This window comes from Citromicrobium sp. JLT1363 (genome assembly GCF_000186705.1).
In the GTDB taxonomy this organism is placed as follows: Bacteria; Pseudomonadota; Alphaproteobacteria; order Sphingomonadales; family Sphingomonadaceae; genus Alteriqipengyuania.
Map to the genome: position 1 here is coordinate 426,944 of NZ_AEUE01000001.1, position 15,031 is coordinate 441,974.

A 15,031-nucleotide genomic window follows, 5' to 3' on the forward strand; every position below is an offset into this window, starting at 1 on the left:
GCGCTTTTCTGGCCGCGTCTTACGTACACGTAACACTAAGGGCTGTGTCGTTGCGTGCAAGCGCAATCGCCCTGCCGCTACGGCATACCCGTTTTACGAATGTGCGCTTGCAGCAGGGGCTCGCTTGCCTTTACGAAGGCGTCAGCAAAGCATCGGCGGCGAGAGTCTACGACCGCTCCGCCGCGTACCGAGGAGAGAGATACATGGCCGATCTGGAGCAATTCCGCGCGGAAACGCGCAGCTGGCTCGAAGCCAACTGCCCGCCCGAAATGCGCGAGCCGGTGGAAACCGACAAGGACGTCTACTGGGGCGGGCGCAACGCCCAGTTCAAGAACGACGCGCAGAAGGCGTGGTTCGAAGCCTGCCGCGACAAGGGCTACACCGTGCCCATGTGGCCGAAGGACTATGGCGGCGCCGGACTTTCGGCGCCCGAGGCCAAGGTCCTGCGCGAGGAAATGGCGCGGATCAACGCGCGCCCGCCATTGAGCTCGTTCGGCATCTGGATGCTCGGCCCGGCGCTGCTGCACTTCGGCACCGAAGGCCAGAAGCAGCGCTTCCTCAACGAAATCGCCCGCGGCGAGATTCGCTGGTGCCAGGGCTATTCGGAGCCGGGCAGCGGATCGGACCTCGTCTCGATGCAGACCTATGGCGAGGACAAGGGCGATCACTGGATCGTCAACGGCCAGAAGATCTGGACCTCCTATGCCGACGAAGCAGACTGGATCTTCTGCCTCGTCCGCACGGACAAGGACAACAAGTACCAGGGCATCACCTTCATGCTGTTCGACATGACCAATGACGGTGTGTCGACCAAGCCGATCAAGCTGATCAGCGGCAACAGCCCCTTCTGCGAAACCTTCATGGACGATGTGAAGGTGCCCAAGTCCTACGGCGAGGATATCCCGGCCTATGTCGGCGAGATCAACCGCGGCTGGGATGTCGCCAAGTACCTGCTCGGCCACGAGCGCGAGATGATTTCCGCCACCGGTGGCGTCGACCGTGCATCCTCGCTGGGTGCCGTCACCAGCCGCCAGGGCGAGCTCGACCCGGTGCTGCGGTCCGAGATGGCGCTGTTCGATGTCGACGCGCTGGCCTTTACCGCGATGAGCGAGAAGTTCCTCGACGAGGTGAAGATCGGCAAGGGCCATCCCGCCCAGCCCAACATGCTCAAGTATGCGGGCACCGAAATGAACAAGCGTCGTCACGAACTGCTGATGGCGGCGGGCGGCTCCCGCACCCTCGAATGGGAAAGCGAGGAGACCGAAAACGGCAAGCCCGCGCGCAGCTGGCTTCGCACCAAGGCGAACAGCATTGAGGGCGGCACGTCCGAAATCATGCTGAACGTCATTTCCAAACGTATCCTCGAACTCCCGGGAGCCTGAACCCATGCCACTTTACTACGACGACGATCAGGCGATGCTGGCCGACAGCGCCAGCGATTTCATGCGCGAGGAAGGCGCAATCGCCAAACAGCTGCGCCACTGGCGCGACCGCGACTGCAAGGATGGCTTCGGCCATGGCCTGTGGGAGCAGTTCGGCGAGATGGGCTTCACCGGCATCCTGCTTCCCGAAGAGGATGGCGGACTGGGCATGGGCCAGGTCGAGGCGAACATCGTGCTGGAGGAGATCGGCGCGAACCTCACCCCGTCGCCCTTCCTTTCCAGCTCCGTGCTCGCCGCCACCGCCCTGAAGCACGGCAGCGACGATACGCGCGGCCGCTGGCTGCCCGATCTGGTCGCGGGCAAGAACGTCTACGCGGTCGCGATCGACGAAGGCCCCAAGCACCGGCCCGAACGCATCGCCTGCAAGGCGGAGAAGTCGGGCAACGGCTTCAAGCTCAGCGGCAAGAAGGACTTCGTGGTCTACGGCGCCAGCGCGGAGATGATCGTGGTCGCCGCCCGCACCTCGGGCAGCGATAGCGACACCGACGGCATCACGCTTTTCGCCGTGCCGCAGGATGCGAGCGGAATGAGCCATGACAGCGTGCGACTGGTGGACTCTTCGATGGCCAGCCACATCACTTTCGACGGCGTCGATCTCGATGGCGATGCGGTGATCGGCGAGGTCGATGGCGGGCGCGAAGTTCTCAACGCGATGCTGCGTGCGGGCCGCGTCGGCGCGGCTGCCGAAGGCGTGGGCGTGGCGCGCGGGGCGATGGACATGACTGTCGATTACCTCAAGCAGCGCAAGCAGTTCGGCACGCTGATCGGCACGTTCCAGGCGCTCCAGCACCGTGCCGCGCACCTTTACTCCGAGGTCGAGATCGCGCGGGCCGTGGTCCTCAAGGCTGCACAGCTGGTCGACGGCGAGAGCGAGAAGGCCGAACTGATGACCTCCGTTGCCAAGGCCAAGGTCGCCAAGGCGGCCGGCCTTGCGGTGCGCGAAGGCGTGCAGATGCACGGCGGCATCGGGATGACCGACGAATACGACATCGGCCTGTACATGAAGCGCGAGCGCGCGCTGCAGGAATTCCTCGGCGACATGTACTACCACGCTGGCCGCGTTGCGGAACTCAGCGGGTATTGAGTCTTTCACTCCCCCTCCTTTCAAAGGAGGGGGTTGGGGGGTGGTTCGCGACGCGCCAGCGTCGTTCTGCGTGATCGCACCACCCCGTTGCGACTAGGCGGCAAGCCGCCAAGTCTCACTGCCCCTCCTCTCAAGAGGAGGGGGTAAGGGAGAGAAAACAATGATGAAACTCACCGACCTTTTCGGTCTCGAAGGCAAGATCGCGCTGGTTACCGGCGGCAGCCGCGGGATCGGGAAGATGATCGTGGAAGGCCTGCTCGAAGCGGGCTGCGCCAAGGTTTATATCGTCGCCCGCAAGAAGGAGCAGGTGGACGAAACCAGCGCCGAACTGGGCGACAAGGTGATCGGCCTGGTCGGCGATCTGTCGCAGATGGAAGGCATCCAGAAGCTGGCCGATGAACTCGCTGCCCGCGAGGACAAGCTCGATCTGCTGGTCAACAATGCGGGCGCCGCCTGGGGCGAACCCTTCGAGGATTTCACCGAGGCTGGCTGGCACCGCACGATGGACCTGAACCTGAAAACGCCGTTCTTCCTCACCCAGAAGCTGCACGGCCTGCTGAAGGCCGCGGCGACGCCGGAGCGCCCGGCCAAGGTGCTGATGATCGCCAGCATCGACGGGATGAAGTCCAACCCCTGGGAAACCTACCCCTATCAGGCGAGCAAGGCGGGCCTCATCCACCTCACGCGCAGGATGGCCGCGCGCCTCATCAACGACAACATCGTGGTCAACGGGATCGGGCCGGGCGCCTTCCCCAGTGCCATGAACCGCGCCGCGCGCGACAATGCGGAGACCGTGAAGCGCGGCATTCCTTCGCGCCGCGTGGGCGTGACCGAGGATATGGCGGCAGGCGCGATCTACCTGCTGAGCCGGGCGGGCGACTACGTGGTGGGGACGACGATCCCGATCGACGGCGGCGTGGTCAACGCCAATATCGGCGCGGGCAACTTCGCCGATGCGTCCGGCGAATAGCGTGGGCCTGACACACCTGACACAGTGTCCAGGGGGTGAAAAACTGCTGCCCTTGCGAAGGGGGCAGACCGCGATTTCTTCAGAAGGGGCGGGCCGCAAGGTTCGCCCCTTTCTGCGTAAAGTGCGCCAACGATGCGAAAGAGCCCACCCCGTGCCTAGCGCAGCTGCGCGAAGTAGGAAAATCGGCGCTGAACAGGGGAGCGGACCCTCGCAAAAGCCCGCTCCCCCGCGCGATCAGAATGCCTTCTGGTAGCCCAGCGTCAGCATCCAGTCGCCCGCCATCTGCGGGCCGTTGAGGTCCTGATAGACCGGCGCGCCGATCTCCAGCGCAAGGCGATGGCCGGCCAGCGGGCCATGCGTGCCGACAAGGTTGATCCCGCCGATCAGATCGATGCGTTCACCGCCCTGGAAATCGGGATTGGCGGTCTGCACCGGCCCCATGATGTTCGGATCGATTCCTTCGACCTGCCCCATGGTGCGCCCCTTCACGCGGCCCGACAGGCTGAGCCACTGCGCGGGCCGATAGCTGAGCCATGCGGTCCCTTCGTACGCATCGCCGAAGGCATAGCCCCACTTGTTGTCGTCCAGCCTGATCGACGCGCTGGCCTGCGCGCCGAAGCCGATCCTTCCGCGACGGCCCTTGTAGGTGATCGCCGGTTCCAGATCGAAGGTGCCGCTGCCCGCCTGCATCATGTAGGGCGCACGCACGGTCGGCGTGCCACCCATGGGCGTGAGGATCTGCGCGGTCTCGTCGGTCGATCCGGTCGGCAGGCTGACGCCCGCCTTCAGGGTCAGCTCGTCTGTGTCCATGGAGCCCGCTTCCGGGTGGCCTAGCAGCGGGAACAGTGCCGAAACCTTGGTATCGCCCAGCGCCTTGGGGTTGGTCTGGAACGTGCCCCGCACATTCGTGCCCATGCCGCCCATGTAGGTGACGTGGTCCATCTCCTTCTCCAGGTAATTGGCCATCACCATCAGCGTCACCGCGTCGGCCGGGGCGTACATCGCGCCCAGCATCACCATGTCGGTGCGCATTTCGGTCGGCACGATCCGCAGCGTCGGCGGCTGGCCCGGCATTCCCGCAAAGCGGTTGGGCACGGTGGTGACGATGGTATCGGGCGACACATCGTCGGTGCCGATCTGATTGCCGCTCATCTCCATGTGCATGACGCGGGCGGAGATCATGAATTCGCCCTTCTTGTGGGCATGATCGCCCATAACCCCGATCGGGGCATGGTCGTCCGCATGGACATTATGTGCAGAGGCGGAGGTGGCATTGGCGGACAGGGCGAGAGCCAGCGTGGCCCCCGCCAGAAAGTTGACGGTCTTCATGTGATATTTTCCTGTCTGAAAGGGAATCGAAACCGGCTTTCGCGCCGGAAACGTGTGTCAGACAGTGGGCGGCGGCCCGGTGGATGGCGGAAGGCTGGCAGGAAAAATCCCGGTCAGCGTATCGGGCAGGTCCGGCACCTCCATCGCAGGCACCGGCATGCTTTCGGGTACCACGGGGCCATCGGGCAGCGACGCGACGGCGGCGACCGCGTAGTTGCACCGCGTTTCATGGTCCGAAGCAGCGTCCGGGCTGTCGCCGGGGGCATGGCCGTCCGCATGCATCGCCATCGCGCTCGCTTCACCGGCGGCGCCGTGATCCATCGGCATCGTGCCGTCGCATATCCGCAGCACGAACGCGCCGTTCTCTGCCCGGTCCGGCATGTAGCCGAACGGCATGCTCGCCAGCGAGACGATTGCGAGGATCGAGAGGAAGACGAGGGCGCGAAGCACGATCGGCCCGCTAGCCGCTCGGCGCAGCCATTGCCAGCGGGACGCGACGAATTGCAGCGCGTATTGCCGGCCTAGCCCATCAGATCGCGGACGAAGTCGATCAGCCCGGTCTGGCGCTGGCGCTTCATCCGCTCCGCATTCAGGATTTCACGCACCTTGGCAAAGCACGTGTCGACGTCGTCGTTGACGACCACGTAGTCGTAACCATCCCAGTGGCTGATCTCTGCCCGCGCGCGGTCCATGCGGGCATCGATGATTTCCTGGCTGTCGGTTCCCCTGCCGGTCAGGCGGCGGCGCAATTCCCCAAGGCTGGGCGGGAGGATGAACACGCGGACCACATCCTGCTGGTCCTTCTGGTAAAGCTGCTGCGTGCCCTGCCAGTCGATATCGAACAGGAAATCCTGCCCGTCCTTCAGCGCGGCGCGGATATGGCCCTTGGGCGTGCCGTAGCGGTGGCCGAAGACATGCGCCCATTCGTAGAAGCCGTCTTCTTCCAGCAGCCGGTCGAACTCCGCATCGTCCACGAAATGGTAATGCACGCCGTCTTCCTCGCCCCGGCGCATGGGGCGGGTGGTGGCGGAAACCGACAGCTTGATCGCCGGGTCCGCTGCCAGCAGCATGTTGGAAATGGTCGTCTTGCCCGCGCCCGAGGGGGAGGAGAGGATGAACATCAGCCCCCGGCGGTGCAGGGTGTCGGGGGAAGCGCTGGGTGCTGCGGGAGTATGCGAAAGCTCGGCCATGTCCGCCATTGGACGCCGCAGGGGCCATAGATCAACCCCGCGTTTTGCCGCGTTCCCCCGTGGGGTCAGTCTTCGGCGGCGCGTTCCAGTATCTCGGCATCGCCCTTGGCGCGCGCCTTCTTGGCCTGCCGCCGGTCGTACAGCGTCTTGGCCAGCATGCCGCTGCCGACCATGATCGCACCCGAGGTGGAGCGCGATGCCATCTTCGAAAGCGCGAGCGCGGTCAGAGTCGATCCCAGCCCCTGGTTTTCCGCCGCCGCTTCGGCGGTTTCCTTGCCGTAGCGGTTGCGAAGCATGCGCTTGTCGACCGCCTTGCGCAGCAGGATGGAGCCCGTGCGCACGATCGCATTGGCCATGATCAGGTTGCTGGCCGGATTGGGCGAGAGGCCGGTCACAGGCTCACCACGCGCGCGTGCCTGGCCGCGGGCGACTTTCCTGCGCAACTCTTCACGCTTCTTGCTCATGCTGGTGGGCCCCCATGCTGGCGGGCCGTGCGCACCAATCGCGGCGCGAGCCCTATTTCTTGCGGCCGAAATCGACCGTCACGACGTTCGATCCGTCCTCGCTCTTGCCAACGGCCTCGTCGCGCGCGTGTTCCGAGTCATCGCCGTCGTTCTCCGCCGGGTCGATGGGGGTGGCCGGCTCTTCGGCGGCGGTCGCCTGGAACTGCAGGCCGAAATCGACCGCCGGATCGACGAAGGCGGTAATGGCGGAGAATGGCACCACCAGGTGCGAGGAAATCTTGTTGAAGCTCAAGCCCACCGAAAAGCCGACATCGGTGACGTTCAGGTCCCAGAACTTGTTCTGGAGGACGATCGTCATCTCGTCGGGGAAGCGCTGGCGCAGGTGATCGGGAATCTCCACGCCCTGCACCCCGGTCTTGAAGGTGATGTAGAAATGGTGGTTGCCCGGCAGGGTGCCGCCGCCCGCCTCGATCTCACCCAGCACGCTGCCGACCACGGCGCGCAGGGCCTCCTGCACGATCTGGTCGTAGGGGATCAGGCTGTCGGGCGCGTCATCACTCATAGTGGGGTTTAGGTGAAGGGGAGCGGGCGTGTGGTCAAGCGCAGAATGCTTGCGCACGTGCCTTGCGGGAGATAGCGCGCTCACCATGCGAACAGGCTCGATCGAACGCGATACCAAGGAAACCCGCATCCGCGTGGCCGTGAACCTCGACGGGACGGGCAGCTACGATGTCCATACCGGGATCGGCTTTCTCGATCACATGGTGGAACAGTTCTCCCGCCATTCGCTGATCGACGTGGAAATGCGCGTCGAGGGCGACCTGCATGTGGACCAGCACCACACGACGGAAGACAGCGCGATCGCGCTGGGCCAGGCGCTTTCGCAGGCGCTGGGCGACAAGGGCGGCATCGCGCGCTACGGCCAGGCCTTCTCGCCCATGGACGAAACGCTGGCGCGCGTCGCGCTCGACATTTCGGGGCGGCCCTGGTGCGTGTGGCGCGCCGGCTTCAGCCAGACGAAGCTGGGCGAATGGGACACCGAGCTGATCGAGCACTGGTTCCAGTCCGTCGCGCAGACCGCCGGGCTGACGCTGCATGTCGAGCTGCTGTACGGCAGCAACAACCACCATATCTGCGAAGCGATCTACAAGGGCTTCGCGCGCGCCATGCGGCAGGCGGTGGAGATCGACCCGCGCAAGGGCGGGGCCATTCCCTCGACCAAGGGCATCCTGGGTGGCTGAGGCTGTCGCGCTGATCGATTACGGCGCCGGGAACCTGCATTCGGTCGAAAACGCGCTGAAGCGCGTAGGCGCGCAGGTCGCTCTGGTGTCGGACGGCGATGCGCTGGCGCGGGCGGAGCGGATCGTGCTGCCGGGCGTGGGCGCGTTCGGCGCCTGCTATAACGGGCTGGCCGGCCTGCCCGGTGTGATCGACGCACTCGAACAGCGGGTGTTGCGCGATGGAGTGCCCTTCCTCGGCATATGCGTGGGCATGCAGCTGCTCGCCGACCGTGGGCTGGAGCATGGCGAGACACCGGGTCTCGGCTGGATCGGCGGCACGGTGCGCGCGCTGGAGCCGTCCGAACACGTAAAGGTGCCGCACATGGGCTGGAACGATGTGGTCGTGGCCGACGATGCGTCGGGCCTGATCCGTCCGGGGGAGGCCTATTTCCTCCATTCCTACGCCTTCGATGTGACGAATAACGCCCACGCCGCCGCGCGCACCGACCATGGGGGATCGGTGACGGCGGCGGTGGCGCGGGACAATATCCTGGGGGTGCAGTTCCACCCGGAGAAGAGCCAGGCCTACGGGCTGGCACTGCTGGAGAGGTTCTTGAGGTGGCAACCATGATCATCTTCCCCGCAATCGACCTGAAAGCAGGCAACGTCGTGCGTCTCGCGGAAGGCGATATGGACCGCGCGACCGTGTACGGCGACGATCCGGGCGAACAGGCCGCGCGCTTCGCCATGGCGGGCGCGAGCTGGCTGCATGTCGTGGACCTCGACGGAGCCTTCGCGGGCGAGCCGGTCAACGCGCATGCGGTCGAGAGCATTCTCACCCGCTTTCCGGGCAAGGTGCAGCTGGGCGGCGGCATCCGCACGCGCGAGGGCGCGGAACGCTGGCTGGAGCTGGGCGTGGCGCGCGTGGTGATCGGCACCGCGGCGCTGAAGGACCCCGAACTGGTCAAGGCGCTGGCGAAGGACCATCCGGGCAAGGTCGTGGTCGCGGTCGATGCGCGCGACGGCATGGTCGCGACCGAGGGCTGGGCGAGCGTGTCGGATCTGCCGGTGGAAGACCTTGCGCGCCGCTTCGAGGATGCAGGCGTTGCCGCGCTGCTGTTCACCGACATTGGCCGCGACGGGCTGCTCAAGGGCTGCAATGTCGAGGCGACGCTTGCGCTGGCAAAGGCGCAGTCGCTGCCGGTGATCGCGAGCGGCGGGGTCGCGGGAATCGAGGATATCCGCGCGCTTGCCCCGCATACGCAGGACGGCATCGAGGGCGTGATTACCGGCCGCGCGCTCTACGACGGGCGGCTCGATCTGGCCGAGGCCTTGCGGCTCGGGGCGGAGATGTGACCATCGCCGATATCGCCCTGATTGCCACGGTCGTGATTCTCTGCGTCGCTGCGATCGACGCGGTGCGTGGGAAGACCGCGCTGGGCAAGTTCCGGCTGAGCAAGAAGGACGAAGACCCGACGCGCTTCTGGTTCGCCATCGTACTCTACATCAACATGGCGTTCGGCATGTTCTGGCTGGCGGGGCAGGTGCAGCAGGACGAGCCGCCGCAGGCCACGCCCGCCGACGAATCCTCAACCATTACCGTAACGGCAGCCAGCCTATGACCGTCCGCATCCGCGTCATCCCCTGTCTCGACGTGGCCGAGGGCCGCGTGGTCAAGGGCGTCAACTTCGTCGATCTGCGCGATGCGGGCGATCCGGTCGAGCAGGCGCATGCCTATGACCTCGCCGGGGCGGACGAGCTGTGTTTTCTGGACATTTCCGCCAGCCATGAAGGGCGCGCGACGCTGGCCGATATCGTCCGGCGCACGGCTGAAGTCTGCTTCATGCCGCTGACCGTGGGCGGGGGCGTGCGCAGCGTCGAGGATGCGCGCACGCTGCTGCTTGCAGGCGCAGACAAGGTTGCGATCAACTCCGCCGCCGTGGCGCGGCCCGAACTGGTCGACGAGATCGCGCAGCGCATGGGCAGCCAGTGCGTCGTCGCGAGCGTGGACGCGCGGAAGAACGAGAGCGGACGCTACGAGATATTCACCCACGGCGGCCGCCGCGCGACGGGGATCGACGCGCTCGAGCATGCGACAAGGCTCGCCCGGCTCGGCGCGGGCGAACTGCTCGTCACCTCGATGGATCGCGACGGCACGAAGGACGGCTACGACCTGGACCTGACCCGGATGATCGCGGATGCGGTCGATATTCCCGTGGTCGCCAGCGGCGGGGTCGGCACGCTCGATCACATGGTTGCAGGCGTGCGCGAAGGCCATGCCAGCGCGGTGCTCGCCGCAAGCATCTTCCATTTCGGCCACTACAGCATCGCACAGGCGCAGGATGCGCTGCGCGCGGCGGGCTTGCCTGCGCGCCACCCGGAACCCTACGCAGGCACGCGCGCTTGAGCCGAAGCGCAAAACCAGAAAGAGGCCCACTGCCCATGGAAACTCTCGCCCGCCTTGAACAGATCATCCTCGAACGTCGCAGCTGCGATCCGGAAACCAGCTACGTCGCGCTGTTGAAGCGCGAAGGGCGCCCGACGATGGCGCGCAAGCTGGGCGAGGAAGCGGTCGAGGCAACGGTTGCCGCGCTTTCCGGCAGCGATGAGGACATGGTGGGCGAATCCGCCGACTTGCTGTTCCACCTGATGGTGCTGCTGGCCGACCGCGACATCGCACTGGCGGACGTCATGGCCGAACTCGACCGGCGCGAAGGCATTTCGGGGATCGAGGAAAAGGCGAGCCGCCCGAAGCAGGGGGAGACGACGAATGCCCATTGATCCGACCGCACCCTATGATGACGACAATATCTTCGCCAAGATCCTGCGCGGGGAGATCCCGTGCACCAAGGTGTACGAGGACGAATGGGCCTTCGCGTTCGAGGATATTGCCCCGCAGGCCGAAATCCACACGCTGGTGATCCCCAAGGGCAGGTATGTCAGCTGGGACGATTTTTCGGAGAAGGCCTCCGACGAAGAGATCGCCGGGCTGGTCCGCGCGGTCGGCACGGTGGCGCGGGCCAAGGGCCTGGTGGAGCCAGGCTACCGCCTGCTCGCCAATGTGGGCGAGAACGGCGGCCAGGAAGTGCCGCACTTCCACGTGCACATCTTCGGCGGGCAGAAGCTGGGGCGGATGATCGCCTGATCGCTGGCATCCGGCGCACTCGGCGCGCCAAATCGCTCCCACACTGCGACAGGCCGCGCGATAGTGATTGCCGCGAAGACTCGCTTTGCCGTAAAGGCGCGGCCTGCATGACCAGCTCGACCAATCCAGTGGCCCCGAACCCTCCGGGTGGCGTATTCGACGGTACGCTGCACCTCTATGCCGTGCGGGTCTATTACGAAGACACCGATCTTTCGGGCATCGTCTACCACGCCAATTACCTGCGCTGGTTCGAACGTGCCCGGTCCGACGTATTGCGCATGCTGGGAATAGACCAGCGCGCCGCGATCGAGGCGGGGGAAGGGGCCTATGCCCTCGCGGATGTGCAGCTGAAATATCTGCGCCCCGCCTTGCTGGACGACGATATCGTCATTCACACGCGGTGCAGCGAACTGCGCGCAGCAAGCGTGCGGATGGCACAGGAAGCGAAGCGCGATGGCGAAACGATCTGCACCGCTGAAATGCGGGTCGGCTTCGTCGCACCCAATGGCCGCCCGCGCCGCCAGCCCGAGGCGTGGCGCGATGCCTTCAAGAAGATTCTCGATGATCGCTCACCAGGGGAGCATGCCTGAATGCTGTTGTTAGACCTGCTTGCCGCCGCCACGCCCGCTTCGGTTCCGGCGCCGCCGACCCGGCTCGAGCCGGTGGAGCTGTTTCTCGATGCCGATATCGTCGTGCAGGCGGTGATGGCGGGGCTGCTGCTCGCCTCGATCTGGAGCTGGATGATCATCATCTCCTTCGCGCTCAAGATCGGCGGGGCGAAGAAGCGCGCGCGCAAGTTCGAACAGGACTTCTGGGCCTCGGAAAATTACGAGGAAACGCTCGACGCCTATCGTGACCGGGATGTGGCTCCCGCACGCATCGCGTGGGGTGCGATTACGGAGTGGAAGAAGTCCACCAAGGGCGGCGTGAAGGACGTGCGCGGCGCGCAGGGGCGGATCGCGGCGGCGATGGACAGCCATGTGGCCGAAGAGGCGGACCGGCTGGCCAACCGTCTGACCTTCCTTGCGACGCTGGGCTCTGTCGCGCCTTTCGTGGGCCTGTTCGGCACCGTGTGGGGCATCATGAACAGCTTCTTCCAGATCGGCGCGCAGCAGAACTCCTCGCTCGCAGTGGTGGCGCCCGGCATTTCAGAGGCGCTGTTCGCCACCGCCATCGGGCTGTTTGCCGCCATCCCGGCAGTGATTGCCTACAACCGCTTCGGCGCGAGCGTGAACCGCTACGAGGCGATCCTGCAGCGCTTCGCCGACCGCTTCAACGCGAACCTGGGCCGCGAGCTGGAGCGCGTGTGATGGTGTTGATTTCGGCACCAGCCCACACCCCCGCCCGGCCAGCCCAACAGGATAATGCCATGGGTTGGCCGGGCGGGGGTGTGGGCCGGCACCGCGAAGGAGAATTCTGATGGCGATGGGCGTTCACACCCACAAGCGCGGGCGCAATGCCAAGCGCGCGCCGATGGCGGAGATCAACGTCACCCCGCTGGTCGACGTGATGCTGGTGCTGCTGATCATCTTCATGGTCACGGCCCCGCTGCTGACCGCTGGTGTGCCGGTCGATCTGCCGGACAGCCGAGCCAACGCGCTGCCGCAGGAAGACGAGCCGCTCAATGTGGCAATCGCCAGCGACGGGACGATCTACGTGGGCGAGGATGCGGTGCCGCAGGGCGAGCTGGGCGCGGCGCTGGCCGCTGCCAGCCAGGGTGTTGCCTGCTCCGAGCGGGAGGTCGTGCTGCGCGCCGATCGTACGCTCGACTACGGCCGGGTGATGGGCGTGATGGGCGAACTGAACCGCATGGGCTGCAACGCGATCTCGCTGGTCACCAACAGTTCAAGCGAATCGCTTTAGGCCGACAGGTCGATGCAGGCGAAATCGTCTCTGGGCCTCGATGCCGTTGCGCTGATTGTCGCAGGGCTCCTGCATGTGGCGCTGGTCGCGGTGCTGCTGCTGCAAGGCGCGACGCGCGAGCCGATTCCTGTCCCGGAACGGATCACCGTGAATTTTGCCGAGGAGGTCGGGATGACCTCTGCCGCGCCCGATCCGGTGCGCGAATCGCAGGCCTCCGTCGCGCCCGAACTGGGCGAGCAGGCGGCCCCACCACCGATCGAATACACACCGCCTCCGCCCCTGCCGCAGCCCACATCCGCCCCTGCGCCGCGCCCCCAGCCGACGGCCCGCGCAACCAGCCGTCCGCAACCCCGGCCGACCGCCCGCGCGACCTCTCAGCCGCGCCCGCAGCCTCGCCCTACGGCGCGTCCGACGCGCTCGGGCGGAAGCCGTGTGGGCGATGATTTTCTCGCCGGATCAGGTAGTTCGACGACCACATCGGACACCCGCATCCCCGCCTCGCAGGTGGGTGCGAGCGCACGCGCCAGCATTGCCGCTGCGATATCCCGCCAGCTCAAGCCGCATTGGGCGCCGCCGAGCGGACCCGATGCCGAAAAGATCGTCAGCGTCATCGCCTGGCGCCTGAACGAGGACGGGTCGCTCGCCGGGCGTCCCAGGCTCGTCCGGCAGACGGGCATAAACGATACAAATCGTGCGCAGGCGGAACGTCACGCCGAACAGGCCATTCGTGCCGTTCAACTGGCCGCCCCCTTCGATTTGCCGCCCGAATACTATAACGCGTGGAAAAACGTTTCCGCGTTCAGCTTCGACTGGAACCTGTGAACATGACCATTCGCTCGATGCTCTCCCTGGCTCTGGCCGCCCTTCTGGCTGGCATGCCGAGCGCGCTTTTTGCCCAGAACGAAGATCTCGGCGCGGCCCCGCCGGTCGGCGGCGAGGTCGAAACCGTCGAGATGCCGGACAGTGCGGCGGACGATGAAGGTGGCCTCACCGGGTCGGTGTCGTTCGAAGGCAGTCTCGACAATCTCGCCATGGCGATCCCCGCCTTCGCAGCCGAACGCGATGTGGCCACTGCGGCCAATGCGCGTGGCACGGCGGCGCTGGGCGCGGAACTGGCGCGCGTGGTGACGGCCGACCTGCAGAACAACGGCCTGTTCGATCCGACCGGGCCGGATGCGCTGCCCCGGCCCACCTATCCGCAGATCACCGATCCCGTGTGGGGCATGTGGAGCATGCGCGGTGCGGAAATGCTGGTGCAGGGCTATGTCCGCCCGCGTGCCGACGGCAAGCTGGTGGTCGGCTGCTATCTCTACGATGTCGCGCTGCAGGACGAACTGGTCCGTTCCGGCTGGGTCGTCCCGCCTTCCGACTGGCGGCGCGCGGCACACAAGTGCGCGGACCTGATCTATTCCCGGCTGACCGGCGAGAGCCCGTTCTTCGACAGCCGGATCGCCTATATTGCGGAGACCGGCCCGAAGGATAACCGCACCAAGCGGCTGGCGATCATGGACAGCGACGGGGCCAACCACCGCTTCATCACCACGGGCCGCGCCACCGCGCTGACCCCGCGTTACTCGCCCGACTACCGCAAGCTGATGTATCTCAGCTATGTCGACGGCAATCCGCGCATCTACATCTACGATATCGGCACCGGCCGCCAGACGCTGGTCACCGAAAGCGCCAACCCCACCTTCGCCCCGCGCTGGAGCCCGGACGGGCGCTGGGTGCTCTATTCGATGGCGGTCAACGGCAATACGGACATCTATCGCGTCTCCGCCAGTGGCGGGGCGAGCGAGCGGCTGACCACCGCGCCGGGCATCGACGTGGGCGGGTCCTACTCGCCCGACGGCAGCCGGATCGTGTTCGAAAGCGACCGTTCGGGCGAACAGCAGATTTACATGATGAATGCCGATGGTTCGAACCAGCGTCGCATCACCTTCTTCGGCGGACGCGCTGCGACGCCCGAATGGAGCCCGCGCGGCGACCAGATCGCGTTCACCTACATTCCGGGTGACTTCAACATCGCCACGATGAGCCCCGAAGGCCGCAATTTCCGCAAGCTGACCGATGGCTGGCAGGACGAGGCCCCCACCTGGGCGCCCAATGGCCGCGTGCTGCAGTTCTTCCGGACCGAGCGTAACACGGGCCGCACCGCGATCTATCAGGTGGACCTGACGGGCGAGAACCTGCGCCGCCTGCCGACTCCGGTCGATGCGTCGGACCCGGCCTGGGGCCCGATCCTGCCCTGATGCGTTTCGTGAAAGAGTGAGCAATTTCGTGGGGTCGCACCGACGAATGGGAAAGCACTTTTGGAGGAGAGACCT

General features: G+C 65.8%; 20 protein-coding genes. 15 read left to right on the top strand and 5 right to left on the bottom strand.

Features of this window, described 5'->3' with window-relative positions; translation table 11 throughout:
- The first annotated feature begins 203 nt into the window (after window positions 1–203).
- From ADAD_RS0101995 to ADAD_RS0102005, 3 genes are all read left to right on the top strand, one after another.
- Window positions 204–1,382 (top strand): acyl-CoA dehydrogenase family protein, encoded by a 1,179-nt coding sequence (locus ADAD_RS0101995; protein ID WP_010408658.1) that lies wholly within the window; start codon window positions 204–206, stop codon window positions 1,380–1,382.
- 4 nt (window positions 1,383–1,386) lie between these two features.
- Window positions 1,387–2,526: an acyl-CoA dehydrogenase family protein gene (locus ADAD_RS0102000; RefSeq protein ID WP_010408660.1), complete on the top strand. Its 1,140-nt coding sequence runs from the start codon at window positions 1,387–1,389 to the stop codon at window positions 2,524–2,526.
- A gap of 163 nt (window positions 2,527–2,689) precedes the next feature.
- Entirely contained in the window at window positions 2,690–3,496 is an 807-nt protein-coding gene (locus tag ADAD_RS0102005) for an SDR family oxidoreductase (RefSeq protein WP_029139834.1), read from the top strand.
- A 234-nt stretch (window positions 3,497–3,730) separates the two neighbouring features.
- On the opposite strand, the gene ADAD_RS0102010 is transcribed toward ADAD_RS0102005, so the two are convergent.
- The 5 genes from ADAD_RS0102010 to ADAD_RS0102030 all read right to left on the bottom strand — a co-directional run bounded on the left by ADAD_RS0102010 (window position 3,731) and on the right by ADAD_RS0102030 (window position 7,041).
- The gene (locus tag ADAD_RS0102010; protein WP_010408663.1) at window positions 3,731–4,825 is read right to left on the bottom strand and encodes a hypothetical protein; all 1,095 of its coding nucleotides are present in this window, start codon (window positions 4,823–4,825) and stop codon (window positions 3,731–3,733) included.
- 57 nt (window positions 4,826–4,882) lie between these two features.
- Window positions 4,883–5,275: a hypothetical protein gene (locus tag ADAD_RS0102015; protein WP_010408664.1), complete on the bottom strand. Its 393-nt coding sequence runs from the start codon at window positions 5,273–5,275 to the stop codon at window positions 4,883–4,885.
- Window positions 5,276–5,346: 71 nt separating this feature from the next.
- Window positions 5,347–6,024, bottom strand: a complete 678-nt coding sequence (gene gmk, locus ADAD_RS0102020; RefSeq protein ID WP_010408667.1) for a guanylate kinase — start codon at window positions 6,022–6,024, stop codon at window positions 5,347–5,349.
- A gap of 56 nt (window positions 6,025–6,080) precedes the next feature.
- Window positions 6,081–6,479 carry a hypothetical protein gene (locus tag ADAD_RS0102025; protein ID WP_010408668.1) on the bottom strand — a complete coding sequence of 133 codons (399 nt, stop codon included), beginning with the start codon at window positions 6,477–6,479 and terminating at the stop codon, window positions 6,081–6,083.
- Window positions 6,480–6,531: 52 nt separating this feature from the next.
- A complete protein-coding gene (locus ADAD_RS0102030) occupies window positions 6,532–7,041 on the bottom strand; it encodes an SspB family protein (protein ID WP_010408669.1) in 510 nt (169 codons plus the stop codon).
- A gap of 85 nt (window positions 7,042–7,126) precedes the next feature.
- Here ADAD_RS0102030 and hisB point away from each other — a divergent pair, with 85 nt between their 5' ends.
- The 12 genes from hisB to tolB all read left to right on the top strand — a co-directional run bounded on the left by hisB (window position 7,127) and on the right by tolB (window position 14,956).
- Window positions 7,127–7,720 carry an imidazoleglycerol-phosphate dehydratase HisB gene (gene hisB / locus ADAD_RS0102035; RefSeq protein ID WP_010408670.1) on the top strand — a complete coding sequence of 198 codons (594 nt, stop codon included), beginning with the start codon at window positions 7,127–7,129 and terminating at the stop codon, window positions 7,718–7,720.
- Window positions 7,713–8,330 (top strand): imidazole glycerol phosphate synthase subunit HisH, encoded by a 618-nt coding sequence (hisH, locus tag ADAD_RS0102040; RefSeq protein ID WP_010408671.1) that lies wholly within the window; start codon window positions 7,713–7,715, stop codon window positions 8,328–8,330. The genes hisB and hisH overlap by 8 nt, the downstream gene beginning before the upstream one ends.
- Complete coding sequence (gene hisA / locus ADAD_RS0102045; RefSeq protein WP_010408672.1) at window positions 8,327–9,055, top strand: 1-(5-phosphoribosyl)-5-[(5-phosphoribosylamino)methylideneamino]imidazole-4-carboxamide isomerase; 729 nt, start codon at window positions 8,327–8,329, stop codon at window positions 9,053–9,055. The genes hisH and hisA overlap by 4 nt, the downstream gene beginning before the upstream one ends.
- Window positions 9,052–9,321 carry a hypothetical protein gene (locus tag ADAD_RS0102050; protein WP_010408674.1) on the top strand — a complete coding sequence of 90 codons (270 nt, stop codon included), beginning with the start codon at window positions 9,052–9,054 and terminating at the stop codon, window positions 9,319–9,321. Before hisA ends, ADAD_RS0102050 begins: the two co-directional genes overlap by 4 nt.
- Window positions 9,318–10,106: an imidazole glycerol phosphate synthase subunit HisF gene (gene hisF, locus ADAD_RS0102055; protein ID WP_010408676.1), complete on the top strand. Its 789-nt coding sequence runs from the start codon at window positions 9,318–9,320 to the stop codon at window positions 10,104–10,106. Before ADAD_RS0102050 ends, hisF begins: the two co-directional genes overlap by 4 nt.
- 35 nt (window positions 10,107–10,141) lie before the next feature.
- Window positions 10,142–10,480, top strand: a complete 339-nt coding sequence (locus ADAD_RS0102060) for a phosphoribosyl-ATP diphosphatase (RefSeq protein ID WP_010408678.1) — start codon at window positions 10,142–10,144, stop codon at window positions 10,478–10,480.
- A complete protein-coding gene (locus ADAD_RS0102065; RefSeq protein ID WP_010408679.1) occupies window positions 10,470–10,844 on the top strand; it encodes a histidine triad nucleotide-binding protein in 375 nt (124 codons plus the stop codon). The genes ADAD_RS0102060 and ADAD_RS0102065 overlap by 11 nt, the downstream gene beginning before the upstream one ends.
- Window positions 10,845–10,951: 107 nt before the next feature.
- Window positions 10,952–11,434 carry a YbgC/FadM family acyl-CoA thioesterase gene (locus ADAD_RS0102070; protein ID WP_010408680.1) on the top strand — a complete coding sequence of 161 codons (483 nt, stop codon included), beginning with the start codon at window positions 10,952–10,954 and terminating at the stop codon, window positions 11,432–11,434.
- Window positions 11,435–12,154, top strand: coding sequence for a protein TolQ (gene tolQ, locus ADAD_RS0102075; protein WP_010408682.1), 720 nt, complete (start codon window positions 11,435–11,437; stop codon window positions 12,152–12,154).
- 109 nt (window positions 12,155–12,263) lie between these two features.
- Window positions 12,264–12,707, top strand: coding sequence for an ExbD/TolR family protein (locus ADAD_RS0102080; protein ID WP_010408683.1), 444 nt, complete (start codon window positions 12,264–12,266; stop codon window positions 12,705–12,707).
- A 75-nt stretch (window positions 12,708–12,782) separates the two neighbouring features.
- Complete coding sequence (locus ADAD_RS0102085) at window positions 12,783–13,529, top strand: energy transducer TonB (protein ID WP_337442405.1); 747 nt, start codon at window positions 12,783–12,785, stop codon at window positions 13,527–13,529.
- 2 nt (window positions 13,530–13,531) lie between these two features.
- On the top strand, window positions 13,532–14,956 hold the full coding sequence (gene tolB / locus ADAD_RS0102090) for a Tol-Pal system beta propeller repeat protein TolB (protein ID WP_029139836.1): 1,425 nt from the start codon (window positions 13,532–13,534) through the stop codon (window positions 14,954–14,956).
- Window positions 14,957–15,031 lie beyond the last annotated feature (75 nt).

What these genes read in the sequence shown, in the direction of transcription:
- ADAD_RS0102065 (WP_010408679.1), top strand. Translation starts at nt 10,470, where the DNA reads ATGCCCATTGATCCGACCGCACCCTATGATGACGACAATATCTTCGCC.
- hisF (WP_010408676.1), top strand. Translation starts at nt 9,318, where the DNA reads ATGACCGTCCGCATCCGCGTCATCCCCTGTCTCGACGTGGCCGAGGGC.
- ADAD_RS0102030 (WP_010408669.1), bottom strand. Translation starts at nt 7,041, where the DNA reads ATGAGTGATGACGCGCCCGACAGCCTGATCCCCTACGACCAGATCGTG.
- hisB (WP_010408670.1), top strand. Translation starts at nt 7,127, where the DNA reads ATGCGAACAGGCTCGATCGAACGCGATACCAAGGAAACCCGCATCCGC.
- ADAD_RS0101995 (WP_010408658.1), top strand. Translation starts at nt 204, where the DNA reads ATGGCCGATCTGGAGCAATTCCGCGCGGAAACGCGCAGCTGGCTCGAA.
- ADAD_RS0102025 (WP_010408668.1), bottom strand. Translation starts at nt 6,479, where the DNA reads ATGAGCAAGAAGCGTGAAGAGTTGCGCAGGAAAGTCGCCCGCGGCCAG.
- gmk (WP_010408667.1), bottom strand. Translation starts at nt 6,024, where the DNA reads ATGGCGGACATGGCCGAGCTTTCGCATACTCCCGCAGCACCCAGCGCT.
- hisA (WP_010408672.1), top strand. Translation starts at nt 8,327, where the DNA reads ATGATCATCTTCCCCGCAATCGACCTGAAAGCAGGCAACGTCGTGCGT.
- ADAD_RS0102005 (WP_029139834.1), top strand. Translation starts at nt 2,690, where the DNA reads ATGAAACTCACCGACCTTTTCGGTCTCGAAGGCAAGATCGCGCTGGTT.
- tolQ (WP_010408682.1), top strand. Translation starts at nt 11,435, where the DNA reads ATGCTGTTGTTAGACCTGCTTGCCGCCGCCACGCCCGCTTCGGTTCCG.
- ADAD_RS0102010 (WP_010408663.1), bottom strand. Translation starts at nt 4,825, where the DNA reads ATGAAGACCGTCAACTTTCTGGCGGGGGCCACGCTGGCTCTCGCCCTG.
- tolB (WP_029139836.1), top strand. Translation starts at nt 13,532, where the DNA reads ATGACCATTCGCTCGATGCTCTCCCTGGCTCTGGCCGCCCTTCTGGCT.
- ADAD_RS0102060 (WP_010408678.1), top strand. Translation starts at nt 10,142, where the DNA reads ATGGAAACTCTCGCCCGCCTTGAACAGATCATCCTCGAACGTCGCAGC.
- ADAD_RS0102070 (WP_010408680.1), top strand. Translation starts at nt 10,952, where the DNA reads ATGACCAGCTCGACCAATCCAGTGGCCCCGAACCCTCCGGGTGGCGTA.
- ADAD_RS0102080 (WP_010408683.1), top strand. Translation starts at nt 12,264, where the DNA reads ATGGCGATGGGCGTTCACACCCACAAGCGCGGGCGCAATGCCAAGCGC.
- ADAD_RS0102000 (WP_010408660.1), top strand. Translation starts at nt 1,387, where the DNA reads ATGCCACTTTACTACGACGACGATCAGGCGATGCTGGCCGACAGCGCC.